The organism is Priestia sp. P1_B12_1 (assembly GCF_056406695.1).
Genome location: NZ_JBFTZR010000001.1, coordinates 932,218 through 958,452, shown reverse-complemented (window position 1 = coordinate 958,452; position 26,235 = coordinate 932,218). Strand labels below are relative to the sequence as shown.

Here is a 26,235-nt window from a genome sequence, read left to right as displayed (position 1 = left end):
ATATACAAAAGGTGGAATGATGATGGTATTAGGTAAAAAACAAAAAATAGGTCGAAGTATTGAAGATATAAAAGTTGGAGAAAAATTAACGCTAACTGAACGAATTGAAGATAAAGATATCTTATTGTACTTAGGGCTGACAAATGATTCTAACCCTTTATACATTCAGCATGATTACGCATCCCAGACACCTTTTAAGAAACCTATTGTGCCAAGTATTATGATTACTGGTATTATGACAGCAGCCATTTCGAAGTATTTGCCCGGACCTGGAAGCCACGTTGCAGAACATACGGTAGCCTTCCCCAAAAAGATTCATCACTATAGCACGATTGAATTTTTATTTGAAGTGACAGAGGTAGATGTTTCTTCTAGAACTGTTACGATTGAGGTGGAAGCGGTCAATGAGCAAAAAGAGAAAGTAGTAACGGCGCAGTTTCTTGTGTATCCGCCGTTTAGACTTCCATCAGTGGAGACACACGACTTTGAAAATTTTTAAAATGCCGTAAATATTTATAAGTATAGAAGAAACTCTTTGACCCTATTTTCTGAAAATGTTGAAATGTATTGGAGAACGAGGCTAAAACATTGTATGATAAGAGAAGATAAATAGAAAATAATATCATTTGGATGAAGCTGCGGTTTAATTTAACTAGATGGAGGCTTATATCGTTAATATGAGTAAGAAATTATTAGTCGTAGATGATGAACAATCAATTTCAACATTATTACAATATAATTTACAACAAGCTGGCTTTACAGTAGAAACAGCTGAAGACGGGGAAGAAGGATACAACAAGGCACTAGAAGGAAAACCGGATTTAATTGTGTTAGACTTGATGCTTCCTAAAATGGATGGAATCGAAGTTTGTAAAAAGCTTCGTCAGCAAAAAGTGATGACGCCTATTTTAATGTTAACTGCAAAAGACGATGAGTTCGACAAAGTATTAGGGTTAGAGCTTGGCGCAGATGACTACATGACGAAACCATTTAGTCCTCGAGAAGTAGTAGCGCGTGTAAAAGCTATTTTACGCAGAACACAAATTATTGCTCAGGAAAATGAACAAGAGGAAGATGGCGAACGCATCATGATCGGTGATTTAAAAATTCTTCCAGATCATTATGAGGCCTACTTTAATCAAGAGCAGCTTGAGCTTACTCCAAAAGAATTTGAGTTATTATTATATTTGGCAAAATACAAAGGACGGGTATTAACTCGTGATCAGCTGCTAAGTGCAGTGTGGAATTATGATTTTGCTGGAGATACGCGAATTGTAGATGTGCACATCAGCCATTTGCGTGAGAAAATTGAACATAATACGCGAAAACCTGTTTATATAAAAACGATTAGAGGATTAGGATATAAACTGGAGGAACCAAAGGTAGATGAATAAATTTCGTTCAAGGCTACTTTTGGCTCTATTAGTACTTATTATTATTGTATTAGTAGGTCTTGGCCTGCTGCTGGGACAGTTGTTTAAAAACTTTTATTTTCAGACGTTTCAAGAGCGAATGGAAAAAGAGGCAAAGCTTGTAGAAATGTACATTAGCGAAGAAGGTATCACAAGTCCTGCTTTAAAATCTAAAGTTGATCAAATCAGCCATTCGTTAAGTGTACGAACGACTATCGTTCAAAAAGACGGAAAAATATTAGTTGACTCAAATCCAGGTAGCAAGCAGCAAAGAATCGAAAAAAGTATCGTAATCCAACAAGTATTAAAAAAGCAGTTAAACAGTAAAAAAAGCTTTGATCAAATTAAAGAAGATTACGACTTATATTACTATGGTATCCCGCTTATTATAGAAGGTAAGCAAGAGGGATTTGTTGTGCTGAGTACATCGTTTGATTCATTAAAACAAGTAAATCAGCAAATTTGGGGCCTTCTTATTGGAAGCTTAGGTCTAGCTTTGATTGTGATTTTACTCTTAGGTGTAAAGATTATGGGACGCTATACCCGTCCTATTGAATCGGCAACCAAAGTGGCTATGGAACTTGCAAAAGGGAATTATAAAGCTCGTACATATGAAGATTATGTAGATGAAACAGGGATGCTGAGTCAGTCTATTAACGCACTTGCTCGTAATCTGCAAGAGTCTATCACTAATCAAGAAATGCAGCAGGACAGGCTGCGCACGCTAATTGAAAATATGGGAAGCGGTATGCTTCTTATCGATAGTAGAGGCTATATAAACTTAGTAAATCGAGCTTATAAAGAGCAGTTTCATATACATCCGGATGACTTCCTTTATCATTTGTATTACGAGGTATTTGAGCATAAAGAAATCATTAAGCTTGTGGAAAAAATATTTATGACGGAAGTAAAGGTTCGAAAACAAGTGGTTCTGCCTTTAAATATTGAACGAAGATATTTTGATGTTTACGGAGCGCCGATTATTGGCTTAAACGATGAATGGAAAGGGATTGTGCTTGTTTTCCATGATATTACTGAGCTGAAAAAGCTAGAACAAGTTCGCCGTGACTTTGTAGCGAATGTGTCTCATGAACTAAAAACTCCTATTACGTCTATAAAAGGGTTTAGTGAGACATTGTTAGACGGTGCCATGGAAGATCCACAGCTGCGCCAGCAGTTTCTATCTATCATTTTAACGGAAAGTCAGCGCATGGAGAGCTTGATTCAAGATCTTTTAGATTTGTCTAAAGTTGAACAGCAAGGGTTTAAACTAAGTATTCATTCAGTAGATCTGAATACGCTTCTTTACGAAGTGACGACAGTGCTATCAAACCGAGCGACTGAAAAAGAAATCACCCTAACGTTAGATACGCTTCCTGAAGAAGCGTGGATTGATGGTGACAGTCAGCGCCTTATGCAAGTGTTTGTTAACTTAATCGGCAATGCGCTCATGTATACAATGCCTGGAGGAACTGTTCACGTTTCGCTTGAAGAGGAAGAAGAAACGATTACAGTTCATGTTCAAGATACAGGTATCGGTATTGATTCTGATGAAATCTCACGTATTTTTGAGCGCTTTTACCGAGTAGATAAAGCAAGAAGCCGTAATTCTGGAGGAACAGGTCTTGGATTAGCAATTGTTAAACATCTTGTTGAAGCTCATAAAGGGGAAATTGAAGTGAAAAGTGAAGTCAATAAAGGGACAACTTTTTCGGTCAAGCTGCACAAGTATTTGCCGCAGATGTAAAATGTTTACGTTCCTTTTACAATTTATTTAATGTAGCTTAATAATTAATTGATACAATTTTTCATGGAAACCCCTTCATCCAAGGAGCCAATGTGTAAGGCGAAAATAGCTTTAACCGTGCTATTTTCGCCGATTCTTTTTGACAATTTCTATCCATTCACATGTTACACCGCCTAAAATAACTAGGCGGTGTTTTTATTTTATGATGTACAGATCTTATCACCACATGAAAATAAAACGTTGAATTCAAGAGTACTTTTTGTTCTTAAAGCTTATTGTTTGCTAAAATAAAGGTAAGATAAGAAGAGAGCGAAATGGAGGAACATGAATGACACAAAAACTAGTATTAATTGACGGGAATAGTATTGCCTACCGTGCATTTTTTGCTTTGCCGCTTTTAAACAATGATAAAGGAATACATACAAATGCCATATATGGCTTTACTACAATGCTGACACGTATCTTAGAGGAAGAGAAGCCGACGCATTTACTTGTGGCATTTGACGCAGGGAAAACAACGTTTCGCCACAAAACATTTACAGAATACAAAGGAGGCAGACAAAAGACGCCTCCTGAACTTTCAGAGCAGTTTCCCTTTATTCGTGAGTTATTAGATGCATATGGGATTAAGCGCTATGAACTGCCTGATTATGAAGCAGATGATATTATCGGTACACTTTCAAAACAAGCTGAACAAAAAGGAATGGCCGTAAAAGTCATTTCCGGAGATAAAGATTTACTTCAGCTTGTGTCAGAACATGTAACCGTAGATATTACGAGAAAAGGAATTACGGATGTCGATTCCTATACGCCTGCAGCCATTGATGAAAAGTATGGTATTACGGCTGCACAAATTATTGATATGAAAGGCCTTATGGGGGACAGCTCGGATAATATCCCAGGCGTGCCCGGAGTCGGCGAAAAAACAGCCTTAAAGCTATTAAAAGAGTTCGAAACGGTTGAAAATGTATTGAAATCTATCGATCAAGTCAGCGGTAAAAAATTAAAAGAAAAGCTAGAAGATAATCGTGAATCAGCCATCATGAGTAAAAAGCTTGCAACGATTTATTGCGAAGCGCCTCTTGAAGTATCTGTAGAAGATGCAAAGTATGACGGGTTTGAATCTTCAAAGGTCATCTCATTATTTAAAGAGCTTGGGTTTAATTCTCTGCTTGCTAAATTTGGTGAATCAGCAGAAGAGGAAGCAGATTTTGAAGAACTGACGTTTGAAATAGCGCAGGAAGTTCACGATGATATGTTAACAAGCGAAGCAGCTCTGATCGTAGAAGGGTATGAAGAAAACTATCATCACAATCAGCTGCTCGGTTTTGGAATCAGCAACAAAAATGGCCACTATTTTATTGATAAAGATACAGCTCTTTCATCTTCTAAATTTAAAGCATGGTTAGAAGATGAACGTGTAAAAAAGACGGTGTTTAATGGAAAACGCACGATTGTATCGTTAAAATGGGCGGGGCATGAAATTAAAGGAATTGAACATGATGTAATGATTGCTTCTTACATCTTGAATCCTGCTGAGGCAAATGATGACCTAGCGACAATTGCAAAATTAAAAGGGTATCATCAAGTGCAATCAGATGAAGCTGTGTATGGAAAAGGAGCTAAGCGAAGCATTGCGGAAGCTGCTCAGCTAGCTGAGCATGTTATAAGAAAAGCAGCCGCCGTCGCTTATTTAAAAGAAGTGTTAGAAAAAGAATTGGTTAAAAATGAACAGTTTGAGCTGTTTGAGAAGCTTGAAATGCCTCTTGCCATTGTCCTTGCTGATATGGAATATCAAGGGGTGAAAATTGACCGGGCGCGTTTAGATGAAATGGGCGAAGATCTTCGAGAACAGCTTGAAAAAATTGAAGCGAAAATCTACGAATACGCTGGACAAGAATTTAATATTAATTCGCCAAAGCAGCTAGGAGTTGTTCTTTTTGAAAAAATGCAGCTTCCAGTCATAAAGAAAACAAAAACAGGCTATTCCACATCAGCTGATGTATTAGAGCAATTAGCTAGTACCCATGATATTATCCCAGAGATTTTACAATACCGTCAGCTAGGAAAATTACAGTCTACGTATATTGAAGGATTAAAAAAGGTTATTCATGAAAGCGATGGAAAAGTTCATACCCGCTTTAATCAAACATTAACTCAAACGGGAAGGTTAAGCTCAGTAGATCCTAACTTGCAAAACATCCCGATTCGTCTTGAAGAAGGTAAAAAAATAAGAGGTGCGTTTGTGCCTTCACAGCCTGATTGGTTAATATTTGCGGCGGATTATTCACAAATTGAGCTGCGCGTACTGGCTCATATTGCAGATGATGAAAAGCTAATCGATGCGTTTAAGCATGACTTAGATATCCATACGAAAACAGCGATGGATGTGTTCCACGTCGAAAGAGAAGAAGTAACGTCGAATATGCGCCGTCAGGCTAAAGCAGTTAACTTTGGAATCGTTTATGGCATTAGTGATTACGGTTTATCGCAAAGTTTAGGAATTACAAGAAAAGCAGCGGCTACTTTTATTGAACGCTATTTAAAAAGCTTCCCTGGTGTACAGGAGTATATGGATACGATTGTACGCGATGCAAAAGAAAAGGGATATGTAACAACGCTCTTGCACCGCCGACGTTACTTGCCTGAAATCACGAGCCGAAACTTTAACCTCCGCAGCTTCGCTGAGCGTACGGCGATGAATACGCCTATCCAAGGGACGGCAGCTGATATTATTAAAAAAGCAATGATTGAAATGGATAAGCGCTTAAAAGATGAAAATCTTCAGGCTAAGCTGCTGCTTCAAGTACACGATGAGCTGATTTTTGAAGCCCCAGAAGAAGAAATTAAAATTTTAGAGAAAATCGTACCAGAAGTAATGGAGAACGCTTTAGAGTTAGAAGTTCCGTTGAAAGTAGATTATTCTTACGGAAAGACTTGGTACGAAGCAAAGTAGTGGAAAAAGGATGTGACAAACGTGCCAGAATTACCAGAAGTTGAAACCGTCAGACGTACGTTAATTGAATTAGCCAGTGGAAAGACCATTGAGCGTGTAACAGTTAAATGGCCCAATATTATCAAACGTCCTGAACAAGTTGAACAGTTTTGTGACGCGCTTGTTGGACAAACCATTCGAGATGTTGAACGCAGAGGTAAGTTTTTGAAAATTGTGCTCGATGATTATACGATGGTTTCTCATTTACGTATGGAAGGTAAATATGCTCTCCATGAGAATGCAGAAGAACCAGATAAGCATGTACACGTCTTTTTTCACTTCACCGATGGAACAGAATTGCGATACCGGGATGTAAGGAAGTTTGGTACTATGCACTTATTTAAAAAGGGAGAGGAAGATCTGTTTCCTCCTCTTATTGGCCTTGGACCTGAACCGTTTGACGAAACATTTAATCCAAGTCAATTAAAAATGAGAATCGGCAAAACTTCTCGAAAAATCAAGCCGGTTTTACTCGATCAAAATGTCGTGGTTGGGCTTGGAAATATTTATGTAGATGAAGCACTGTTTCGCGCAGGCATTCATCCTGAACGAGTGGCCAGCCAATTAACAGACGAAGAGTATGAAAAATTGTACAAAGAAATTGTAGCGACTCTTCAAGAAGCTGTGAAACAAGGAGGCAGCACAATTCGCACGTATGTAAATACACAGGGACAAATAGGCATGTTTCAGCAGCAGCTTTATGTGTACGGAAGAAAAGGCGAATCTTGTAAAATGTGCGGTACGCCAATTGAAAAATTTGTTGTAGGCGGTAGAGGAACACATATCTGCCCAAATTGTCAGCCGGCTAAAAAATAACAATGGATGGGCTCCTTTCATATACTACGTATAGACAGAAAGGAAAGGAGTCCTCTCATCATGATAACATTTTCTTTACTTATTCTTGCTTTTGCCGTAAGTCTTGACAGCTTTAGCGTTGGTCTGACGTACGGACTTCGAAAGGTGAAAATCCCGCTGAAATCCATTTTTATTATTTCATGTTGCTCAGCATTTTCTTTAATGTTTTCTATGTTTTTAGGAAAAGTACTTACGCATCTATTTTCAGTGGATGTACTAAATAAAGTAGGCGGAGGTATTCTTGTTCTGCTTGGGATGTGGATTTTATACCAGTTTTTTTGTCCGGCAGATTCATCTCGAGTGAAAGAAGAAAAAACATTAGTGAAAATTGAAATTAAGTCAATTGGCCTAGTCATTAACGTATTGAAAAAACCAATTGCAGCAGATTTAGATAATTCAGGTTCCATCAATGGAATTGAAGCATTTATACTTGGAATTGCATTATCTCTTGATGCATTTGGAGCAGGGTTTGGAGCGGCTTTATTAGGTTATTCGCCGTATGCTCTAGCAATTGCTGTAGCTCTTATGAGTTCTCTTTTTTTAAGTGCGGGCATACAGTTTGGCAAGGTTTTTTCACGTTTATCATGGATGAAAATGTTCTCATTTGTACCAGGAGTTCTGCTCATTATTTTAGGTATTTTTAGATTTTAAATAAAGAGATAAAGGAGAGGCCAATGTCAATTGTAATTGGATTAACAGGCGGAATTGCAAGCGGGAAAAGCACGGTAACCGGAATGCTACGAGATATCAATATTCCAGTAATCGACGCTGATCACATTGCAAAAGCCGTCGTAGAACCAGGGAAAGAAGCATACAAACAAATTGTCGAGACGTTCGGCCGTGCTATTCTTCACGAGAACGCGGAGATCAATCGAGCGGCTTTAGGGGAAATTGTGTTTTATCAAGAGGAAGAACGTAAAAAATTGAATGCAATTGTACATCCTGCCGTAAGAAAAGAGATGCTTTCTCAAAAGGAAAGCTATATAGAGGAAGGTTACGAAGCCGTTGTATTAGATATTCCGCTGCTGTTTGAAAGTGATTTGACACACTTAGTCGATAAAGTAGTGGTTGTATATGTCGATGAGTCTGTGCAGCTAGAAAGGTTAAAATCGCGTAATAATCTCTCGACGGAGGATGCCTATGCGCGTATCCATGCACAGCTGCCTTTGATTCAAAAAGTAGCCTTAGCCGATGCCGTGATCAATAACAACGGTCCTATAGAGGAAACAAAACAACAGCTTTTAAGTATATTAGCCCTATGGCTAGATTAAAGAGTGAATGATTGCATTCACTCTTTTTTTATTGGGAATATTTAAGGACTTCTAAAAAAGAATGTGTTAAATATCTGTTCTCGCTATATACATATAGTAAAACTTAATTAAAATAATTTATTAAAAAAAATTAATATTATTCACTTTTTAAATATTTATGTTATACTATTCAATATAAAAAGTTAAATAGTATAACACATATAGAGAGGGGTATAGCCATGAAAGCACGTATTGCCATTAATGGTTTTGGGAGAATAGGAAGAATGGTGTTTCGCACAGCGATTATAGAGGAAAATTTAGATATTATTGCAATAAATGCATCTTATCCAGCAGAAACGTTAGCACATTTAATCAAATATGACTCTATACACGGACCATTTAATGGAGATGTCAAATGTGATGATGATGCGCTAATTGTTAACGGTAAAAGAATTCAGCTATTAAATTCACGTGATCCGCTGAATTTGCCTTGGAAAGAGCTTGGGATTGATTTAGTTGTTGAAGCAACGGGGAAATTTAATTCAAGAGAAAAAGCGCAGTTACATATTGAAGCAGGTGCGAAAAAAGTTGTGTTAACGGCACCGGGTAAACAAGAAGATATTACCATTGTGATGGGCGTAAACGAACGAGAGTTTGATGTGAATCAGCATAACATTATTTCTAATGCCTCTTGTACGACAAATTGTCTAGCTCCAGTTGTCAAGGTACTAGACGAAGCGTTCACAATTGAAAACGGTTTAATGACGACCGTTCATGCATATACAAATGATCAAAAGAATATCGATAATCCGCATAAAGATTTGCGAAGAGCCCGTGCGTGTGCTCAATCAATTATTCCTACAACAACTGGAGCAGCCAAGGCACTTTCATTAGTTCTTCCACATTTAAAAGGAAAGCTTCATGGGATGGCGCTTCGTGTACCAACGCCGAACGTATCGCTTGTCGATTTAGTTGTGGATGTAAGGAAACCTGTGACGATGGAAGATGTTAATTTAGCGTTTATTAAAGCTGCTGAAGGGCCATTAAAGAATATTTTAAATTTAACAATGGAACCACTCGTATCAATTGACTTTAATACAAATCCCCATTCAGCTATTGTAGATGGACTATCCACGATCGTAATGGAAGACCATAAAATTAAAGTGTTAGCTTGGTACGATAACGAGTGGGGCTACTCTCAGCGCGTAGTCGATTTGGTAAGATATATTGCTGCAGAAATGCGTAATGGATCAAAAATAAGAGTAAGCTAAGAAAGCTATTGATTGCTTTTAAAAAAACAGGGAGCTATCGCCCTGTTTTTTTTGTTTTTATTCAAAAGAATAGGGAAAAGCAATAAGATAAGCATGCAAAGGGGTGTTTAATTTCCTCAATTTTAATAAAAAATTAATAGTCGTTTAGAAGCTTTTACACACTGTTTCACGAGAATACAGGGGTAATTTGTATAGGTCTATCTGCAAGAACAATCTTTAATAAAATCAAAACACGTATTGCAAAATAAATGTAAACAAAGTATACTATGTTTCGTGAACTTCTTGTGTACCTTTCGGTGATGTGGCTACTTAAAGGGTTAGGACCTCTTTGGACTAACTTTCCCCCGTGGTAGTTAACATGCTATATGGCGAAAGAACTTCATGTTTAACGATTAAAAATTGTTAAAGGGGGAAATATCATTATGGAAACAATGGGTCGTCATGTCATCTCAGAATTATGGGGATGCGATTTCGATAAGTTAAATGATATTGATTATATTGAAAAAACGTTTGTTGATGCAGCTTTAAAATCTGGTGCGGAAGTTCGCGAAGTAGCGTTCCATAAATTTGCACCTCAAGGTGTAAGTGGCGTTGTTATTATTTCAGAATCACATTTAACGATTCACAGCTTCCCAGAGCATGGTTATGCAAGTATCGATGTTTATACTTGTGGTCATTTAGATCCTACAATCGCAGCAGATTATATTGCAGATGCTCTAAGTGCACAGACACGTGAAACAATTGAATTGCCACGTGGAATGGGTCCTGTTCAGGTAAAACAAACTAAAGCGAATGCACTTTAATAGTGTCGATTGATTACGTAAGTTAAGAGGTGTATTACACACCTCTTTTTAGTATATAAATTTTTAATACGCAAAAACAAAGGGGATAACAACATGGGGGTAGTACAAGCAGTTAAATCTTTATTTTCTAATCATGTAGAAACAAGCGATCACCATTCAGATCCGACTCTAAAAACGCATTATTACAAAACAACGGCCGGGAATGCATTTAAGCAAGTTCATGAAATGTTGAAGCGCATGCAAGGGATAGAGATACTTGCTGCATATGAAGAGCGAGGAGAAATTAGCTTAAACGTTGTAAAAGGAAGAAAAGCTTTTGTTGTGATTACCATTATTAACGTACGTCCTCTTGAAACCGCTATCGATTTTTCTGCTACAACAGAATCAAAAGTGGTGCCGGTTGATTTTGGTTTTAGTAAAGAACTCGTACGTACGCTTTATAAGAGCTTTGATCAAAAACTTATTCCTCTTTCTTCGTAAGTTCCTTGTCATTTTTGAATTTCAGGAAATAAAATGGGGAAATTCCTTTTCCTTTACTTGTATTCAAGCCTTGTTTTCTATAAGATGGAATAAAGCAAATCCTTTAATACAGCATCGTGTTTGTTAAAGGAAATGATGATAAAAATCATAATGAATGGCGAATAGCCGGCTAACATAGATGGAAATTAACTTATATAAGAGAAAATAAAAAGAAAAACAAGGTTTATTATTGGAGCTGAGAATATGAAGTGCCCATCCTGTCATTACAATGGAACGAGAGTGCTGGACTCGCGCCCTGTAGAAGAAGGCCGCTCTATTCGTAGAAGACGTGAATGCGAAGAGTGTCACTATCGTTTTACAACTTTTGAGAAAGTAGAAGAACTTCCGTTAATTGTTGTAAAAAAAGATGGAGCGAGAGAAGAGTTCAGCAAAGACAAAATCCTTCGAGGGTTAATTAAGGCGTGTGAAAAACGCCAAGTAAGCTTAAAACAATTAGAAGATACCGTACACGATATTGAAACAGAGCTGCGCAGTCAGGGTACATCAGAGGTGCAGTCAGATGTGGTAGGAGAAATGGTGATGGAGCGATTAGCTGCTATCGATGAAGTCTCTTATGTTCGATTTGCTTCTGTATACCGACAATTTAAAGACATCAATGTATTTATTGATGAATTAAAAGATTTAATTAAGAAGGAACGACTGTAAAAGAGCTATTGAAGTATTCTTTAGGCTCTTTTTTTGTCATTTCTATTACTTTAAAAGTAGGTAGGGAACGACATGAAAGAACAACATTGGAAAGAAATGATACCGGTCGATCGTTATGTTGTTCGTTCGAACGGCATACTGCAGGAATACGACCGAAAGATTTTAACCATGCTCTATCAGCCGTTGGTGGGTACGACCTGCTTTGGTCTGTATATGACGCTATGGAGCGAGCTGGAACAAGACCGTTTATGGGGGAAAGAGTCTACACATCATCATCTAATGTCAATGATGCAAATTAATTTGAAAGCTATTTACCATGATCGGTTAAAATTAGAAGGCATTGGTTTGTTAAAAACATATATTAAGGAAGAAGATGATGTTCGTGTGTTCATTTATGAGCTCATTCCTCCTCTTACGCCCCATCAGTTTTTTAACGACGGTGTGTTAAATGTATATTTATATAACCGACTTGGAAAATCCATCTTTCAAAAAGTGAAAAATTATTTTTCGGATTCACTCGTCGATGACCAATCGTTTAAAGATGTCACGCATTCATTTAACGATGTATTTAAATCAGTTAAAGCAACAGAGCTGGCTCCAAGTTTTCAGTCTGAAAGCAAGGATGTATTTTCTCCTGATGCTCAAACGGACTTTGTGGATTCCTCCAAACGCGCTTCTATTGAGATGAGCCCGGATTCCTTTGATTTTGATTTATTTTTAGCAGGTCTAACAGATTCAATGATTTCGAAAAGGTCCATTACATCTAAAGTAAAACAAGCGATTGAAAAACTAGCTTTTTTATACGGTATCGATCCTCTTCAAATGAAAAATGTGGTGCTCGATTCGCTAAATGAGAACGATCAAGTTGATATTGAATTGCTTAGAAAAGCAGCACAGTCCTTTTACCAATTTGAAAATGGAGAAGCACTTCCAAATCTAAGCGAACAAATTCAGCCGCCTATGCTTCGTACCATGCAGGAAAAGCAGCCGCAGACAAAGGAAGAGCAGCTTATTCAACAGCTTGAAGTGACTTCTCCTCGACAGCTTTTGATCGAGTTTTCCGGGGGAGCAGAGCCTTCAAAAGCAGATTTGCAAATGATTGAAGAAGTGATGTTTAACCAAAAACTTTCACCAGGGGTAGTAAATGTTCTGATTTACTATGTTATGCTAAGATCCGATATGAAATTGTCTAAGAGCTATGTAGAGAAAATTGCTGGACACTGGGCGCGCAAAAAGGTCCAAACTGTTCAAGATGCCATGAATTTAGCTAAAAATGAACAGAAAGAATATCAGAATTGGACTGAAGCAAAGCAAAATAAAAAAACGGCTGGACGAAAGATTGTGCGTAAAGAAATGGTGCCAGAGTGGCTGAGCGATGAAGAAAAAGAAGAGAAAAAGCAGCCTTCAAAAGAAGTGGACGGATTTGAAGAAGAAAAACGAAAGCTACAAGAAGAGCTCAAGCAGTTAGATCAAGAGCTAAAACAAAAGCATAAAGAATAAAAAGCAGGTATGATAGAGACGAGGTGAAAAAGATGAAGCCTATCAATGATTCACTAAATCAGTTAGTGAACAAAAAGGATTTTAAAGCACGCTTAGAAGCGTTAAGAAACAGTATCCTGTCTAATCCTGAAGTTAAAACATTTTTACAAGAGCATCGCCATGAGTTAGATGAGCAAATGGTCGACCGAGGTCTGATGAAGATGCATGAATTTATCGACCAAAGCAAATGCTGTGACAAGTGTCCTTCTCTGCAAAGCTGTGTCAACATGGTGAAAGGATACCACCCTCAGCTGGTTGTAAAAGGCCGTAATATTGATTTACAGTATGAACGCTGTCCTAGAAAAGTACAAGAAGATGAGCGAAAAGAACAAGAATCTTTTATTCAGTGTATGTACGTGCCGAAAGAAATTTTACAGGCAACAATGTCTGATATCGAAATTGAGCAGGGAAGATTTGAGGCCATTAAACTAGTAAGAGATTTTGTGCGAGAATATGAGCCAAATAAGAAAATGAAAGCTTTGTATTTACACGGTTCGTTTGGTGTGGGGAAAACGTATTTTCTTGGAGCAATTGCCAATGCGTTAGCCGAAAAGAAAGTGAAATCTACCATTCTGTATGTCCCGGAGTTTTTGCGTGAGTTAAAAGGTTCGTTTCAAGATCAAAGCTTCAATGAGAAAATAGAGTATGTCAAAAAAGTACCGGTTCTTATGCTTGATGATCTCGGAGCAGAATCCGTAACGAGCTGGATGCGAGACGATGTGCTCGGAACCATTTTACAATTTCGCATGCTCGAAAATTTGCCGACATTTTTCAGCTCGAATTTAAATTTTAAAGAGCTTCAACATCATTTGACTTATACCCAAAGAGGCGAGCAGGAAGAGCTCAAAGCCGCTCGTGTCATGGAACGAATTAAGTCTCTAGCCGTTCCTGTTGAAATGAATGGAGAGAATAAACGAAATAGATGAGCAGGTCGTTTTACATTTCTTGTAACGACTTGCTCATTTTTTTGCATGTTGCCCCATATACATTAATAAAGCGTGTCCAAAGGGGGGCTATGAGGAATGAAAATATTCTTTAAATATGTAGAAGACGCAGTCGTTGTATATGAGTCTTTATGCGCGAAGCGAAGCGCTTTATCATATGGTTCACAGTGCTTGAAGCTGGTGAATAATCAGCTTTTAGTCATTGATGAGACATACAATAGAGAGGCCATTTTACAAGACATGGTGATACCGGTATTAACACACGTAATTTTAAAAAAGAAAGAAAAAAAGATGATGGTAAACATATTAAAAGAACAATTTTTCTATTCAGAAGAGGAAGAGCAAGATTTGCTGCTTCAAATTATGGGGGGGATTATGGAAGGAGAGAGAGGCGAAATCCCTCAAAAAACATTTTCTTTTCCAAGAGAATTACTTATCCGCCAGGCTCTTCAAGACTTCTTCATTCATAATGTAACATTCACCTTTGAGTCTTTTCTCCAATTCCGTTTAAAAGAATATCAAGAGCGGCTGCGCTATTATGCCGAGCTGGCGATTGATGAATATAAGCTTGAACAAGACTATCAAATTCTTATTCATCAGCTGCGTCAAGCAGCTAATGAAAGACAGTCATCTACAGACGATGTGTATGTAATGCACTTGAATAAAAACAAGTTTGTACTGTACGACCACAACAATAGATATGTTCCTGAACGTGAATGTGCAGCTCTAGCAGAGGCCTTTTTATCTGAACAAGAATCATTATACATAGACTCAACTATTATCGCGCCTTTGCTAAGTTTATCTCCAGCTGCTATTCATCTGTATAGCGACCAGCATGATCATGATTTTGTATATACCATTCAAAATATCTTCCAAGAAAAAGTCATGTTATACGAAAAAAATGAATTTCCGTTTGATCAAAAGCAAAATATAACGTGAAAGGTTGATTTCTATTTTGAAAATGAATATAATAAATGCATATTGAAAAACAGCTATATGTTACAAGTTATGATGAGGACATGAGTGTATATTTACGGTTTGTAGAGAGGGAGATCCAGGCTGAAAATCTCCTAACACGGAATATATTCTTACCACCTCTAAACTTCAGTAGTAAACGAGCAGAGCCTCTAGTAATTACTGACGGAATTTCCGTTATAAAACCTCGAGCCGCTTCGGGTTCTTTGGGTTATCCAAGATACGAAGAGGAAACAAGGGTGGTACCGCGTGTATACACAACTCGTCCCTTTTTATAGGGGACGAGTTTTTTGTTTTTACAAAAAGTTTATTCAGTTATGTTAAAGGAGTGGAAAGTTGTGTCAGAAGTAATCAAAATGACATTCCCTGATGGAGCTGTTAAAGAGTATCCAAAAGGATCATCAACAGAAGATATTGCGGCTTCTATTAGCCCGGGATTAAAGAAAAAAGCATTAGCAGGCAAAGTAAACGGCGAGCTGCTGGATTTACGTACGCCAATTGAACAAGATGGCAGTCTTGAAATCATTACGCAAGATGCTCCTGAAGCGCTTGAAATTATGCGTCACAGTACAGCGCATTTAATGGCTCAAGCAATCAAACGTTTATACAAAGATACAAAAGTACAGCTAGGTGTAGGGCCGGTTATCGAAAACGGTTTTTACTATGACATCGATATGGAAGAATCAATTACTCCTGAAGATTTAGGTAAAATTGAAAAAGAAATGAAAAAAATCGTTAATTCAAATATTGAAATTGAACGAAAAGAAGTTTCTCGTGAAGAAGCCATTCAACTTTTTAAAGAAGTTGGCGATGAACTGAAGCTTGAATTGATCGATGCGATTCCAGCAGGTGAAAAGGTTACGATTTACCAACAAGGCGAATTCTTTGACCTTTGCCGAGGCGTGCACGTGCCGTCAACAGGTAAAATTAAAGAATTTAAACTATTAAGCGTGGCGGGTGCTTATTGGCGCGGAGACAGCGATAACCAAATGCTGCAGCGTATTTATGGTACAGCATTCTTTACAAAAGCAGATTTAGACGAGCATCTTCGTCTTCTTGAAGAAGCAAAAGAACGTGACCACCGTAAACTTGGTAAAGAGCTAAACTTATTTACAAATTCTCAAAAAGTAGGACAAGGTCTGCCTTTATGGCTTCCAAAAGGTGCGACAATCCGCCGTATTATCGAGCGTTATATCGTAGATAAAGAAGTAAGCCTTGGTTATCAGCACGTTTACACTCCAGTGCTCGGAAGTGTAGAACTTTACAAAACGTCTGGTCACTGGGAGCACTACCAAGATGACATGTTCCCTGCAATGGAAATGGATAACGAAGACCTTGTGCTTCGTCCAATGAACTGTCCTCATCACATGATGGTTTACAAACAAGGTATTCACAGCTATCGTGAGCTTCCAATCCGTATTGCTGAGCTTGGAACGATGCACCGCTACGAAATGTCAGGAGCATTATCAGGACTTCAGCGTGTTCGAGGCATGACGCTAAATGATGCGCATATCTTTGTACGTCCGGATCAAATCAAAGAAGAATTTATTCGTGTGGTTCGCTTAGTTGAAGCGGTTTATAAAGATTTTGGGTTTGAAAATTATTCATTCCGTCTATCTTACCGTGACCCTGAAGATACAGAAAAATACTTTGACGATGATGCAATGTGGGAAAAAGCACAAAGCATGTTAAAAGACGCAATGGATGAGCTTGACCTTGATTATTATGAAGCTGAAGGCGAAGCGGCATTCTACGGTCCAAAATTAGACGTTCAAGTTAAAACGGCTCTTGGTAAAGAAGAGACGCTATCTACGGTTCAACTGGATTTCTTACTTCCTGAACGATTTGATTTAACGTATGTAGGGGAAGACGGAAAACAACATCGACCGGTTGTTATTCACCGCGGCGTGGTGTCAACAATGGAACGTTTTGTAGCTTTCTTAATCGAAGAATACAAAGGAGCTTTCCCAACGTGGTTAGCACCTGTACAAGTTCAAGTGATTCCGGTATCACCTACGGTTCACCTTGAGTATGCAAAAGAAGTACAAGAACAGCTTCAGCTTGCCGGTATTCGTGTGGAACTTGATTCTCGCGATGAGAAAATTGGCTATAAAATCCGTGAGGCTCAAATGCAAAAAATTCCTTATATGCTTGTTGTAGGGGATAAAGAAGTAGAGGATAAAGCAGTAAACGTACGTAAATATGGTGAGCAGAATTCAGAAACAGTGGATTTCCAAGCCTTTTTACAAAATGTAAAAGCAGAAGCATCTCGTTAATGAAGAAAGCAGAGAATTGAAATTCTCTGCTTTTTTATCTAACATTTATAAAAAACTGTTGCATAAATGTTTTTCCTTTGATACAATAACTTTTGTTGTGAAAAAAGAACGAAATCATTGACTTTTGTCTTTGTTGATACTATAATAGCTTAAGTAATTGAATACTTGTTTATACAGAAGAAGAAGCACCCGCTTCTCACCTGAGTGACGCATAGAGCAGTTAGCAGGTACATCGTATCTTAATTAAAACGATAGAAGTGTGGGTGCAGTATGTACTCACACTTTTTTGTGTGAGTTAATAATCGGTCTAAGCAAGCGTATTCGCTCATTAAACCTTGGAGGTGGCTACTTATTAGCAAGGACATGATGGTAAACGAGGGCATTCGAGCTCGCGAAGTTCGTCTAATTGATCAAAACGGTGAACAATTAGGAATTAAATCAAAAAATGAAGCATTAGAAATTGCTTCACGAGTAAATCTTGACTTAGTAATGGTTGCTGCAAATGCGAAACCGCCGGTATGTCGTATTATGGACTACGGTAAATTCCGCTATGAGCAACAACGTAAAGAAAGAGAAGCTCGTAAAAACCAAAAAGTTGTAAACTTAAAAGAAGTTCGTTTAAGTCCAACAATTGATGAACATGATTTTAACACTAAACTTCGTAACGCACGCAAGTTCCTTGAAAAAGGTGACAAAGTGAAAGCGTCTATTCGCTTTAAAGGTCGTGCCATTACTCATAAAGGGATTGGCCAAAAAGTACTTGAACGTTTTTCACAAGCTTGCGAAGATGTAAGTTCAGTTGAATCGGCTCCTAAAATGGAAGGCCGCAGCATGTTCTTAGTCTTGGCACCTAAAAACGAAAAGTAATAGAACGAGGAGGAACACCCCATGCCAAAAATGAAAACACATCGTGGCGCTGCAAAGCGTTTCAAAAAGACTGGAAGCGGTAAATTAAAACGTGCTCGTGCTTACACAAGCCATTTATTCGCTAACAAATCTACAAAACAAAAGCGTAAATTACGTAAAGGTTCTTTAGTAAGCAAAGGTGACTTCAAACGTATCCGTCACTTATTAGATAACATTAAGTAATTTGGGTTGAGATAGAAACAATACAGGAGGTAAACAATTATGCCACGCGTAAAAGGCGGTACAGTAACACGCAAACGTCGTAAAAAAGTTTTAAAATTAGCTAAAGGTTTCTTCGGTTCGAAGCATAGATTATATAAAGTTGCTAATCAGCAAGTTATGAAATCTCACATGTATGCTTATCGTGACCGTCGTCAGAAAAAACGTGACTTCCGTAAATTATGGATCACACGTATTAATGCAGCTGCTCGTATGAACGGTCTTTCTTACAGCCGTTTAATGCACGGTTTAAAATTAGCAGGTATTGAAGTTAACCGCAAAATGCTTGCTGACTTAGCTGTAGCTGATGAAAAAGCATTTGCTGAATTAGCAACTGCTGCTAAAAAAGGCTTAGATAAGTAATGAATATAAAGTCTCGTCATCTTTAGATGATGAGGCTTTTTTGCTCTTGGAGGACATATCATGAATGAACTGCTGCTTACCTATTTTATTATTATTAATATCGTAGGGGTAGGAATGATGTATAGAGATAAACAAAAAGCGAAAAGACATGAGTGGCGAATTGCCGAAAGCACACTGTGGACGGTAGCTGCTATCGGAGGAGCTCTTGGAGGACTGATTGGTATGTATTGCTATCGTCATAAAACGAAGCACACATCGTTTACAGTAGGTTTTCCTATTCTTGCTGCTCTTGACTTACTTTTCTTTTTTGTTATCAGCTGAGCACAAATGATTTTGTGCTCAGTGTAAAAATTCTCGAACGGGGCTTTTCCAGCGAATAGGAGCATTTGGATACATGTCGTGTACGTGGCTTTCCAGCAGCTTGAAATCTTGTTTTTGCAGTTCGTGTAACCGAGATGGATCTGTTAACACCATTGTAATTGACAAAGATTCTGGTTCATTGGGATTGCTGTATTTTTCTCCTTCAAATAAAATACCTTTATACGTTAGTAGAAAATTTTTGCGGATATTCGTTTTTTCATCAACGACAAAAAATTGCTGATGTTCCTGAGCTGCTACAAGCTTCCGCTTTGGACTGCGAAAATGCTGAACCAGCTTTAATAGTGTGTAAGCAACAAGCGCGAAAATGAACACACGAACGATAACAATAACAAACATAACGCTCCCTCCTTTACAAGGCACAGTTTTCTTACTTTACGTTCGAGTTTCTAAAAAGTTTCATGATTTTTGATATAATTTCTTTATTGGTTTAAAAAGAAGAAGATATACATAATTACAGGAGTGATTACATTGAATTTACAACAGCTATTTACCATGCAGCGCCAGCTGGATCAGCATATAGAGGATAAGCATGAGCTTCATAAGGAAGATTTGATTCCGAGAAAGCTTTTAGCACTGCTTGTCGAAATCGGAGAGCTGGCAAACGAAACGCGCTGCTTCAAATTTTGGAGCGTCAAACCTCCGGCTGAAGATGCTGTTATTTTAGAAGAATTTGTGGACGGCGTACATTTTATCCTTTCTTTAGGGATTGAAAAAGGATACGATGATTTAACTGAGTTACCAAATGCAAAAGCAAGTGATTCAAAAACAGCACAATTTTTACAGGTATTTGCACAAGTTGCAGCTTTCGAGCAGGATCAGTCGAAAGAAAACTATGTGGACATGTTTGTATCTTACATGACGCTTGGCGATATGTTTGGTTTTTCCGCTCAACATATTGAAGAAGCATACATCTCAAAAAATGAAGTGAATTTTAAACGCCAAGAACAAGGATACTAGAAATAAAGGGATGGGAAATTTTACTTCAACCTCTTTTTAGCTATAATAGAGGTATACATATGAAAGGGGTAATCCATATGACAAAGTTAGATGAAACATTGACAATGCTTAAGGCACTAACAGATGCAAAAGGAATTCCTGGAAATGAGCGTGAACCGCGTGAGGTTATGAAGAAATATATTGCACCTTATGCAGATGAAGTAACGACGGATGGGCTAGGCAGTTTGATTGCAAAAAAAGTAGGCAACGAACAAGGGCCTAAAATTATGGTAGCCGGTCACTTAGATGAAGTAGGCTTTATGGTAACTCAAATTGATGAACGCGGCTTTATTCGTTTTCAAACGGTCGGCGGATGGTGGTCTCAAGTGATGCTTGCTCAACGCGTAACCATCGTTACATCTAAAGGAGAAGTAACGGGGATTATTGGCTCAAAGCCTCCTCATATCCTGCCTCCAGAAGTTCGTAAAAAGCCAGTTGATATTAAAGATATGTTCATCGATATTGGTGCTTCTAGCAGAGAAGAAGTAGCGGAGTGGGGAGTGAAACCTGGTGATCAGGTTGTGCCTTATTTCGAATTTACGGTTATGAACAACGAAAAGATGCTGCTAGCGAAAGCTTGGGATAATCGTATTGGCTGTGCAATCGCTATTGATGTATTAAAAGCTTTAAAAAATGAAAAACATGAAAATGTTGTGTATGGTGTAGGAACGGTGCAAGAAGAAGTTGGACTTCGAGGTGCAAAAACATCCGCTAACTTTATTGAACCGGATATTGCATTTGCTGTTGATGTCGGAATCGCTGGAGATACACCTGGTGTTTCTGATAAAGAAGCATCTTCTAAAATGGGAGATGGTCCGCAAATCATTTTATATGATGCTTCCATGGTTTCGCATAAAGGACTTCGAGATACAGTGGTAGATGTGGCAGATGAATTAAATATTCCATATCAATTTGATGCAATCGCTGGAGGCGGTACGGACTCAGGTTCTATCCATATTTCAGCTAACGGGGTTCCAGCACTTTCAATTACGATCGCAACTCGTTATATCCATTCTCATGCAGCGATGCTTCATCGTGATGATTATGAAAATGCAGTCAAATTAATTGCCGAAGTAATTAAACGCCTAGACCGAAATACGGTTAACGCAATTACGTATAATTAAAAAAAAGCTCATTCTCCTAGGAGAATGAGCTTTTTGCTGTACAGAGGAAAAGGCTATTTATTTTAAACCGTTTTCAAGTGTTGTCAAAATTTCTTCTTTTTCTGATTCTGGAGACTTTTCCCAAAGCACCTCAAATAAAACACCAAGTCCAGGGAGCATTTTTTCTTCGCCGCTTTGAATAGCGTCAGAAATTGTAGCTTCAAGCTCTTCTTTTGAGTTTCCTGAAACGTTTGCAATAACAGCATTTCGTAAATTAAGATCCATCATTTTCACCTCAGCTATCGTAAAGTTACCAATAGTTTTTGTTTTCTTTGCGATTTCTATGTACAATAAAGTGAAACTTATCTAATGATTATTGAGCAAAATGTAATCGAACTATTTATTTTTATATAGATAAAGGAGTTATGTTTGTGAAACAAATTGATTCAGTTAAAAATCCGCAGGTAAAAGCGTGGAAAAAGCTGCATAATAAAAAAGACCGTGATAAACAGGGCCTTTTTATGGTAGAAGGCTTTCATTTAGTCGAAGAAGCTATCAAAAATGAGGGTTGCGTAAAGGAACTAATTATACGCCAATCGATCGAAGTGCCATCACAGTGGAACATAGAGGGTATCGAAATAACCGTTGTTAACGAAGCAATAATCAAATTATTATCTGACACCGAAACACCTCAAGGAATTATCGCTGTGTGTTTTCAAACGAAGCATGCAGAAATCATTCATACAGCACAGAAAGTATTGCTTTTAGACGCGGTGCAAGATCCAGGTAACCTAGGTACGATTATTCGAACCGCTGATGCTGCCGGAGTGGACGCTATTATCGTTGGAGAGGGCAGCGTGGATGTGTACAACCCAAAAGTCGTTCGTTCAACGCAAGGAGCGATTTTTCATCTTCCAATTGTAAAAGGTGATTTACTCGAAATGATTTCACTGTTAAAAGAAAGAGGAATAGCAGTTTATGGCACGTCGCTACAAAATGGAAAGGTCTATACACACATAAAACCTTCAAACGAATTTGCGCTGATTGTAGGAAATGAAGGAAACGGCGTAAGCGAGAAAGTGCTGGAACAAACGGATCAGAATCTGTACATTCCCATCTATGGAAAGAGCGAGTCGCTAAATGTTGCCATCGCTTCTGGAATCTTACTTTATTATTTACGCGGAATGTAGTTGCATCGAGAACGTGTTTTCACTATAATAATACAATAGTTACATATGTAAAAAACGATGAAAGAGAGCAGTAGCTTATGTCCGTTTATGCAGGGAGAAAATGCCGTGACTGAAAGCATTTTTATAAATGTAATAAGTGAATTCACCTCTTGAGTTGACACTTAGACCATCTTACATAGATGTAAAGGTGTTCCGGAGATTCCGTTAACTTGAATGAAGTGAACTGTATACGTCTGCGTATATAGTTAACAAGGGTGGTAACGCGACTAATCCTCGTCCCTTTTTTGGGAGGAGGTTTTTTTATTTGTCATTTTTTACGTTAAAAGGAGGAATAAGTGATGAAAGAACGTTTACAAGAACTTCAACAAGAAGCAATTGCAAAAGTCGAAGCAGCAAGTGCTTTAAAAGAATTAAACGACGTACGCGTAGCTTATTTAGGAAAGAAAGGCCCTATCACAGAAGTACTTCGCGGTATGGGAAAACTTTCAGCTGAAGAGCGTCCTGTAATGGGAGCACTTGCAAATGAAGTGCGTGAAGCTATTGCATCTAAAATTGAAGAAAAACAAACGGCGTTAGAAGCAGCTGAGGTAGAGCGTAAACTTGCTTCAGAAACAATCGACGTAACGCTGCCAGGACGCCCTGTTAAAGCAGGTACGCATCACCCGCTAACAAGCGTGGTTGAAGAAGTAGAAGATTTATTCTTAGGAATGGGCTATGAAGTAGCAGAAGGACCGGAAGTAGAGCAGGACTACTATAATTTCGAAGCGCTGAACTTGCCAAAAGGTCACCCAGCACGTGATATGCAAGATACGTTCTATATTACGGAAGAAACACTTCTTCGTACGCATACATCAACTGTTCAAGCTCGTGTTATGAACAAGAATGAAGGCAAAGGACCTGTTAAAATTATTTGCCCGGGTAAAGTGTACCGCCGCGATGACGATGATGCTACGCATTCTCATCAATTCATGCAAATTGAAGGTCTTGTAGTAGACGAAAACATTCGTATGAGCGATTTAAAAGGCACGCTTGAAGTATTTGTGAAAAAGATGTTCGGTGCAGACCGTGAAATTCGTCTTCGTCCAAGTTTCTTCCCGTTCACTGAGCCGTCTGTAGAAGTAGACGTATCGTGTGCAAAATGTGGAGGTAAAGGCTGTAATGTATGTAAACAAACAGGCTGGATTGAAATTTTAGGAGCTGGCATGGTTCATCCAAATGTCCTTGAAATGGCTGGATACGATTCAACTAAATATCGTGGTTTTGCTTTTGGAATCGGTGTAGAGCGTATTGCTATGTTAAAACACGGCGTGGATGATATTCGTCATTTCTATACAAATGATGTTCGTTTCTTAGATCAATTTAAACAAGTATAAAGGAGGGGCTACGATGTTTGTATCTTATCGTTGGTTACAAGAGTATGTTGACTTATCAGGCGTAACGGCAGAAGAGTTAGCAGATAAAATCACAAAAAGTGGAATTGAAGTTGAAGGTGTAGAAAACTTAAATAAAGGCATCAGCGGAGTGGTAATTGGTCACGTTGTAGAACGTGAACAGCATCCAAATGCTGATAAATTAAGCCGCTGTCAAGTAGATCTTGGCGGAGGAGAAATCGTTCAAATCGTGTGCGGAGCACCAAACGTGGCACAAGGTCAAAAAGTAGCGGTTGCAAAAGTGGGAGCTGTACTTCCAGGTAACTTTAAAATCAAGCGTGCTAAGCTTCGCGGTGAAGAATCGAACGGTATGATTTGTTCTCTTCAAGAGCTTGGCATTGAAAGCAAGCTTGTGGCAAAAGATTATCAAGAAGGCATCTTCGTGTTCCCAAGCGATGCTGAAGTAGGAGCGGATGCACTAGATGCATTAAACTTAAACGATGAAGTATTAGAACTAGGGCTAACACCAAACCGTTCAGACTGCTTAAGTATGTTAGGCGTAGCACATGAAGTGGCTGCTATTTTACGTCGTGAAGTGAAGTATCCGTCAGTAAACGTGCAAACGTCTGATGAGCAAGCAGCTGATTATCTTTCCGTTAAAGTAGAGGCAAAAGAAGACAATCCGCTTTACGTAGCGCGCGTTGTGAAAAACGTAAAAATTGCTCCGTCACCATTATGGATGCAAACGCGTTTAATGGCAGCTGGTATTCGACCTCATAACAACGTTGTTGATATTACCAACTATATTTTGCTTGAATACGGCCAGCCGCTGCATGCTTTTGACTATGATCGTCTTGGTTCAAAAGAAATTGTTGTACGTCACGCGTCAGAAGGCGAAAAGTTTGTAACACTTGATGATCAAGAGCGCGTATTAAAAGGCAATCAGCTTGTCATTACAAACGGCAGTGAGCCGGTAGCTCTTGCAGGTGTAATGGGCGGAGCGAACTCCGAAGTAAAAGACGATACGGTAAATGTTCTCATTGAATCAGCTTACTTCAAAGGCTTAACGGTTCGCCAAGCTTCAAAAGACCACGGTCTTCGCAGTGAGGCAAGCGCTCGTTTTGAAAAAGGAATTGATCCTAACCGTACGCGTGTAGCTGCTGACCGCGCAGCAGAATTAATGGCTGAATACGCTTCAGGTGAAGTGGTAAGCGGTACTGTAGAAGTAGATACACTAACTGTGGAACCTGCTGTTGTAGCTGTGTCACTTGGCCGTATTAACGATGTGCTTGGTACAGAGCTATCAATGGAAGAAGTACAAGACATTATGAACCGTCTTCAATTTGAAAACAAAGTGGAAGACGAAACCATTGTTGTAACAGTGCCAACTCGTAGAGGCGATATTACAATTGAAGAAGATATCGTCGAGGAAGTAGCGCGTATGTATGGCTATGACAACCTTCCTACAACGCTTCCTGTAACAGTGGCAACTCCAGGAAAACTAACAGAGTATCAGCTTGGACGCCGTAAAGTTCGCCGTTTCTTAGAAGGTGCGGGACTAGCACAAACAACAACATATTCGCTAACGAGCGCTGAAAAAGCTACTCAGTTTGCACTAAATGCAACAAGTACGATTGGTCTAGCAATGCCGATGAGTGAAGATCGCAGCATCCTTCGTCAAAGCTTAGTGCCTCATTTGCTAGAAGCAGTGAAGCATAATAATGCTCGCCAGTCGGATTCTATTGCACTATACGAAACAGGCTCAGTGTTCTTATCTAAAGGTGAAGGAGAATTACCGGATGAGCAGGAGCGCGTAGCTGGTGCAATCACGGGTCTATGGCATGCTCACGGCTGGCAAGGTGAAAAGAAAGTCGTTGATTTCTATGTGATTAAAGGTGTACTAGAAGGGTTATTTGCACAGCTTGGTTTAGAGAAACGAATCTCATATGCTCCTGTTAAAAAAGACGGTATGCACCCTGGACGTACAGCGGCTGTATGGTTAGATGAAAAAGAAATTGGATACGTAGGTCAAGTTCATCCTGTTGCTCAGAAACAGTATGGTCTTCGTGAAACATACGTATTTGAATTACACCTTCAAGAGCTATTAGCTGCAGATGTCGAAGAAGTTCGTTATTCAGCTATTCCAAGATTCCCATCTATTACACGTGATATTGCACTTGTGGTAGATAAAAACGTTCTTGCAGGAGAAGTTCAGCGCGTCATCTATACGACGGGCGGAGAACTTTTAAAAGACGTGACGGTATTTGATCTATATGAAGGCGAGCGTATGGAAGAAGGCAAGAAATCTGTAGCTTTCTCTTTACGATACTTAGATCCTGAACGTACATTAACTGATGAAGAAGTAGCAAAAGCACATGGTGCAGTGTTAGAGGCTGTAGAAAAAGAATTTGGTGCAACGCTTCGTTCATAAGAATAAAAAAAGAGATGTGGATTT

26 protein-coding genes and 3 other annotated features are annotated in these 26,235 nt (G+C 38.7%); of the genes, 24 read left to right on the top strand and 2 right to left on the bottom strand.

The features are described 5' to 3' along the window. Window positions 1–22: 22 nt before the first annotated feature. The 19 genes from AC1D0Y_RS04990 (at window position 23) to AC1D0Y_RS04900 (ending at window position 19,061) form a co-directional block, all read left to right on the top strand. Window positions 23–499, top strand: coding sequence for a MaoC family dehydratase (locus AC1D0Y_RS04990; protein ID WP_028410524.1), 477 nt, complete (start codon window positions 23–25; stop codon window positions 497–499). Window positions 500–677: 178 nt separating this feature from the next. Continuing rightward, on the top strand, window positions 678–1,394 hold the full coding sequence (locus tag AC1D0Y_RS04985) for a response regulator transcription factor (RefSeq protein ID WP_013085192.1): 717 nt from the start codon (window positions 678–680) through the stop codon (window positions 1,392–1,394). Then, window positions 1,387–3,159, top strand: coding sequence for a two-component system histidine kinase PnpS (gene pnpS / locus AC1D0Y_RS04980; RefSeq protein ID WP_014458047.1), 1,773 nt, complete (start codon window positions 1,387–1,389; stop codon window positions 3,157–3,159). The genes AC1D0Y_RS04985 and pnpS overlap by 8 nt, the downstream gene beginning before the upstream one ends. A 328-nt stretch (window positions 3,160–3,487) precedes the next feature. After that, window positions 3,488–6,115, top strand: a complete 2,628-nt coding sequence (gene polA / locus AC1D0Y_RS04975; RefSeq protein WP_477707360.1) for a DNA polymerase I — start codon at window positions 3,488–3,490, stop codon at window positions 6,113–6,115. A 21-nt stretch (window positions 6,116–6,136) separates the two neighbouring features. Further along, a complete protein-coding gene (mutM, locus tag AC1D0Y_RS04970; protein WP_013085189.1) occupies window positions 6,137–6,970 on the top strand; it encodes a DNA-formamidopyrimidine glycosylase in 834 nt (277 codons plus the stop codon). Window positions 6,971–7,030: 60 nt separating this feature from the next. Next, a complete protein-coding gene (gene ytaF / locus AC1D0Y_RS04965) occupies window positions 7,031–7,660 on the top strand; it encodes a sporulation membrane protein YtaF (protein WP_028410526.1) in 630 nt (209 codons plus the stop codon). 23 nt (window positions 7,661–7,683) lie between these two features. Beyond that, window positions 7,684–8,280 carry a dephospho-CoA kinase gene (coaE, locus tag AC1D0Y_RS04960; protein ID WP_263033698.1) on the top strand — a complete coding sequence of 199 codons (597 nt, stop codon included), beginning with the start codon at window positions 7,684–7,686 and terminating at the stop codon, window positions 8,278–8,280. 218 nt (window positions 8,281–8,498) lie between these two features. Further along, a complete protein-coding gene (locus AC1D0Y_RS04955) occupies window positions 8,499–9,530 on the top strand; it encodes a glyceraldehyde-3-phosphate dehydrogenase (RefSeq protein WP_013059435.1) in 1,032 nt (343 codons plus the stop codon). Between the two features lie 422 nt (window positions 9,531–9,952). After that, window positions 9,953–10,333 (top strand): adenosylmethionine decarboxylase, encoded by a 381-nt coding sequence (speD, locus tag AC1D0Y_RS04950; RefSeq protein ID WP_013059434.1) that lies wholly within the window; start codon window positions 9,953–9,955, stop codon window positions 10,331–10,333. 93 nt (window positions 10,334–10,426) lie between these two features. Continuing rightward, window positions 10,427–10,813, top strand: a complete 387-nt coding sequence (locus AC1D0Y_RS04945) for a cytosolic protein (protein ID WP_098524622.1) — start codon at window positions 10,427–10,429, stop codon at window positions 10,811–10,813. 243 nt (window positions 10,814–11,056) lie between these two features. Then, window positions 11,057–11,518, top strand: coding sequence for a transcriptional regulator NrdR (nrdR, locus tag AC1D0Y_RS04940; protein WP_013059432.1), 462 nt, complete (start codon window positions 11,057–11,059; stop codon window positions 11,516–11,518). Window positions 11,519–11,590: 72 nt separating this feature from the next. Continuing rightward, complete coding sequence (locus AC1D0Y_RS04935) at window positions 11,591–13,018, top strand: replication initiation and membrane attachment family protein (protein WP_217598425.1); 1,428 nt, start codon at window positions 11,591–11,593, stop codon at window positions 13,016–13,018. Between the two features lie 32 nt (window positions 13,019–13,050). Next, window positions 13,051–13,983 carry a primosomal protein DnaI gene (gene dnaI / locus AC1D0Y_RS04930; protein ID WP_016765700.1) on the top strand — a complete coding sequence of 311 codons (933 nt, stop codon included), beginning with the start codon at window positions 13,051–13,053 and terminating at the stop codon, window positions 13,981–13,983. Between the two features lie 96 nt (window positions 13,984–14,079). Further along, window positions 14,080–14,940, top strand: a complete 861-nt coding sequence (gene ytxC, locus AC1D0Y_RS04925) for a sporulation protein YtxC (protein ID WP_272801026.1) — start codon at window positions 14,080–14,082, stop codon at window positions 14,938–14,940. 60 nt (window positions 14,941–15,000) lie between these two features. After that, window positions 15,001–15,249, top strand: a binding site (T-box leader). Between the two features lie 44 nt (window positions 15,250–15,293). Next, window positions 15,294–17,252: a threonine--tRNA ligase gene (gene thrS, locus AC1D0Y_RS04920; RefSeq protein ID WP_153253804.1), complete on the top strand. Its 1,959-nt coding sequence runs from the start codon at window positions 15,294–15,296 to the stop codon at window positions 17,250–17,252. A 171-nt stretch (window positions 17,253–17,423) separates the two neighbouring features. Then, window positions 17,424–17,546: a sequence feature (ribosomal protein L20 leader region), on the top strand. A gap of 69 nt (window positions 17,547–17,615) precedes the next feature. Further along, the gene (gene infC / locus AC1D0Y_RS04915) at window positions 17,616–18,119 is read left to right on the top strand and encodes a translation initiation factor IF-3 (protein WP_013059427.1); all 504 of its coding nucleotides are present in this window, start codon (window positions 17,616–17,618) and stop codon (window positions 18,117–18,119) included. 21 nt (window positions 18,120–18,140) lie between these two features. Further along, complete coding sequence (rpmI, locus tag AC1D0Y_RS04910; protein ID WP_013059426.1) at window positions 18,141–18,341, top strand: 50S ribosomal protein L35; 201 nt, start codon at window positions 18,141–18,143, stop codon at window positions 18,339–18,341. Between the two features lie 39 nt (window positions 18,342–18,380). Next, window positions 18,381–18,740, top strand: a complete 360-nt coding sequence (gene rplT, locus AC1D0Y_RS04905) for a 50S ribosomal protein L20 (protein ID WP_013059425.1) — start codon at window positions 18,381–18,383, stop codon at window positions 18,738–18,740. 60 nt (window positions 18,741–18,800) lie between these two features. Then, a complete protein-coding gene (locus AC1D0Y_RS04900) occupies window positions 18,801–19,061 on the top strand; it encodes a DUF1294 domain-containing protein (protein WP_028410530.1) in 261 nt (86 codons plus the stop codon). 18 nt (window positions 19,062–19,079) lie between these two features. Here AC1D0Y_RS04900 and AC1D0Y_RS04895 read toward each other — a convergent pair whose 3' ends face one another. Further along, complete coding sequence (locus AC1D0Y_RS04895) at window positions 19,080–19,457, bottom strand: hypothetical protein (RefSeq protein ID WP_016765696.1); 378 nt, start codon at window positions 19,455–19,457, stop codon at window positions 19,080–19,082. A 132-nt stretch (window positions 19,458–19,589) separates the two neighbouring features. On the opposite strand from AC1D0Y_RS04895, the gene AC1D0Y_RS04890 reads away from it, so the two are divergent. Then, window positions 19,590–20,078, top strand: a complete 489-nt coding sequence (locus tag AC1D0Y_RS04890) for a dUTP diphosphatase (protein ID WP_060745473.1) — start codon at window positions 19,590–19,592, stop codon at window positions 20,076–20,078. 77 nt (window positions 20,079–20,155) lie between these two features. Continuing rightward, a complete protein-coding gene (locus tag AC1D0Y_RS04885) occupies window positions 20,156–21,241 on the top strand; it encodes a M42 family metallopeptidase (RefSeq protein WP_028410532.1) in 1,086 nt (361 codons plus the stop codon). A gap of 57 nt (window positions 21,242–21,298) precedes the next feature. Here AC1D0Y_RS04885 and sspI read toward each other — a convergent pair whose 3' ends face one another. Continuing rightward, window positions 21,299–21,505, bottom strand: a complete 207-nt coding sequence (sspI, locus tag AC1D0Y_RS04880; protein ID WP_013059420.1) for a small acid-soluble spore protein SspI — start codon at window positions 21,503–21,505, stop codon at window positions 21,299–21,301. A gap of 140 nt (window positions 21,506–21,645) precedes the next feature. Between sspI and AC1D0Y_RS04875 the strand changes: the two genes are divergently transcribed. The 3 genes from AC1D0Y_RS04875 to pheT all read left to right on the top strand — a co-directional run bounded on the left by AC1D0Y_RS04875 (window position 21,646) and on the right by pheT (window position 26,211). After that, complete coding sequence (locus AC1D0Y_RS04875) at window positions 21,646–22,410, top strand: TrmH family RNA methyltransferase (RefSeq protein WP_176550085.1); 765 nt, start codon at window positions 21,646–21,648, stop codon at window positions 22,408–22,410. A 48-nt stretch (window positions 22,411–22,458) separates the two neighbouring features. Further along, window positions 22,459–22,694: a binding site (T-box leader), on the top strand. 54 nt (window positions 22,695–22,748) lie between these two features. Next, window positions 22,749–23,783, top strand: coding sequence for a phenylalanine--tRNA ligase subunit alpha (gene pheS / locus AC1D0Y_RS04870; protein WP_014458064.1), 1,035 nt, complete (start codon window positions 22,749–22,751; stop codon window positions 23,781–23,783). Window positions 23,784–23,796: 13 nt separating this feature from the next. Then, window positions 23,797–26,211, top strand: a complete 2,415-nt coding sequence (gene pheT, locus AC1D0Y_RS04865) for a phenylalanine--tRNA ligase subunit beta (RefSeq protein WP_060745471.1) — start codon at window positions 23,797–23,799, stop codon at window positions 26,209–26,211. Window positions 26,212–26,235 lie beyond the last annotated feature (24 nt).

Bases quoted from the DNA above. Each gene is read 5' to 3' on its own strand.
- AC1D0Y_RS04990 (WP_028410524.1), top strand. From the start codon at position 23: ATGGTATTAGGTAAAAAACAAAAAATAGGTCGAAGTATTGAAGATATA.
- AC1D0Y_RS04985 (WP_013085192.1), top strand. From the start codon at position 678: ATGAGTAAGAAATTATTAGTCGTAGATGATGAACAATCAATTTCAACA.
- pnpS (WP_014458047.1), top strand. From the start codon at position 1,387: ATGAATAAATTTCGTTCAAGGCTACTTTTGGCTCTATTAGTACTTATT.
- polA (WP_477707360.1), top strand. From the start codon at position 3,488: ATGACACAAAAACTAGTATTAATTGACGGGAATAGTATTGCCTACCGT.
- ytaF (WP_028410526.1), top strand. From the start codon at position 7,031: ATGATAACATTTTCTTTACTTATTCTTGCTTTTGCCGTAAGTCTTGAC.
- coaE (WP_263033698.1), top strand. From the start codon at position 7,684: ATGTCAATTGTAATTGGATTAACAGGCGGAATTGCAAGCGGGAAAAGC.
- AC1D0Y_RS04955 (WP_013059435.1), top strand. From the start codon at position 8,499: ATGAAAGCACGTATTGCCATTAATGGTTTTGGGAGAATAGGAAGAATG.
- speD (WP_013059434.1), top strand. From the start codon at position 9,953: ATGGAAACAATGGGTCGTCATGTCATCTCAGAATTATGGGGATGCGAT.
- AC1D0Y_RS04945 (WP_098524622.1), top strand. From the start codon at position 10,427: ATGGGGGTAGTACAAGCAGTTAAATCTTTATTTTCTAATCATGTAGAA.
- nrdR (WP_013059432.1), top strand. From the start codon at position 11,057: ATGAAGTGCCCATCCTGTCATTACAATGGAACGAGAGTGCTGGACTCG.
- AC1D0Y_RS04935 (WP_217598425.1), top strand. From the start codon at position 11,591: ATGAAAGAACAACATTGGAAAGAAATGATACCGGTCGATCGTTATGTT.
- dnaI (WP_016765700.1), top strand. From the start codon at position 13,051: ATGAAGCCTATCAATGATTCACTAAATCAGTTAGTGAACAAAAAGGAT.
- ytxC (WP_272801026.1), top strand. From the start codon at position 14,080: ATGAAAATATTCTTTAAATATGTAGAAGACGCAGTCGTTGTATATGAG.
- thrS (WP_153253804.1), top strand. From the start codon at position 15,294: ATGTTAAAGGAGTGGAAAGTTGTGTCAGAAGTAATCAAAATGACATTC.
- infC (WP_013059427.1), top strand. From the start codon at position 17,616: ATGATGGTAAACGAGGGCATTCGAGCTCGCGAAGTTCGTCTAATTGAT.
- rpmI (WP_013059426.1), top strand. From the start codon at position 18,141: ATGCCAAAAATGAAAACACATCGTGGCGCTGCAAAGCGTTTCAAAAAG.
- rplT (WP_013059425.1), top strand. From the start codon at position 18,381: ATGCCACGCGTAAAAGGCGGTACAGTAACACGCAAACGTCGTAAAAAA.
- AC1D0Y_RS04900 (WP_028410530.1), top strand. From the start codon at position 18,801: ATGAATGAACTGCTGCTTACCTATTTTATTATTATTAATATCGTAGGG.
- AC1D0Y_RS04895 (WP_016765696.1), bottom strand. From the start codon at position 19,457: ATGTTTGTTATTGTTATCGTTCGTGTGTTCATTTTCGCGCTTGTTGCT.
- AC1D0Y_RS04885 (WP_028410532.1), top strand. From the start codon at position 20,156: ATGACAAAGTTAGATGAAACATTGACAATGCTTAAGGCACTAACAGAT.
- sspI (WP_013059420.1), bottom strand. From the start codon at position 21,505: ATGGATCTTAATTTACGAAATGCTGTTATTGCAAACGTTTCAGGAAAC.
- AC1D0Y_RS04875 (WP_176550085.1), top strand. From the start codon at position 21,646: ATGTTTGTGAAACAAATTGATTCAGTTAAAAATCCGCAGGTAAAAGCG.
- pheS (WP_014458064.1), top strand. From the start codon at position 22,749: ATGAAAGAACGTTTACAAGAACTTCAACAAGAAGCAATTGCAAAAGTC.
- pheT (WP_060745471.1), top strand. From the start codon at position 23,797: ATGTTTGTATCTTATCGTTGGTTACAAGAGTATGTTGACTTATCAGGC.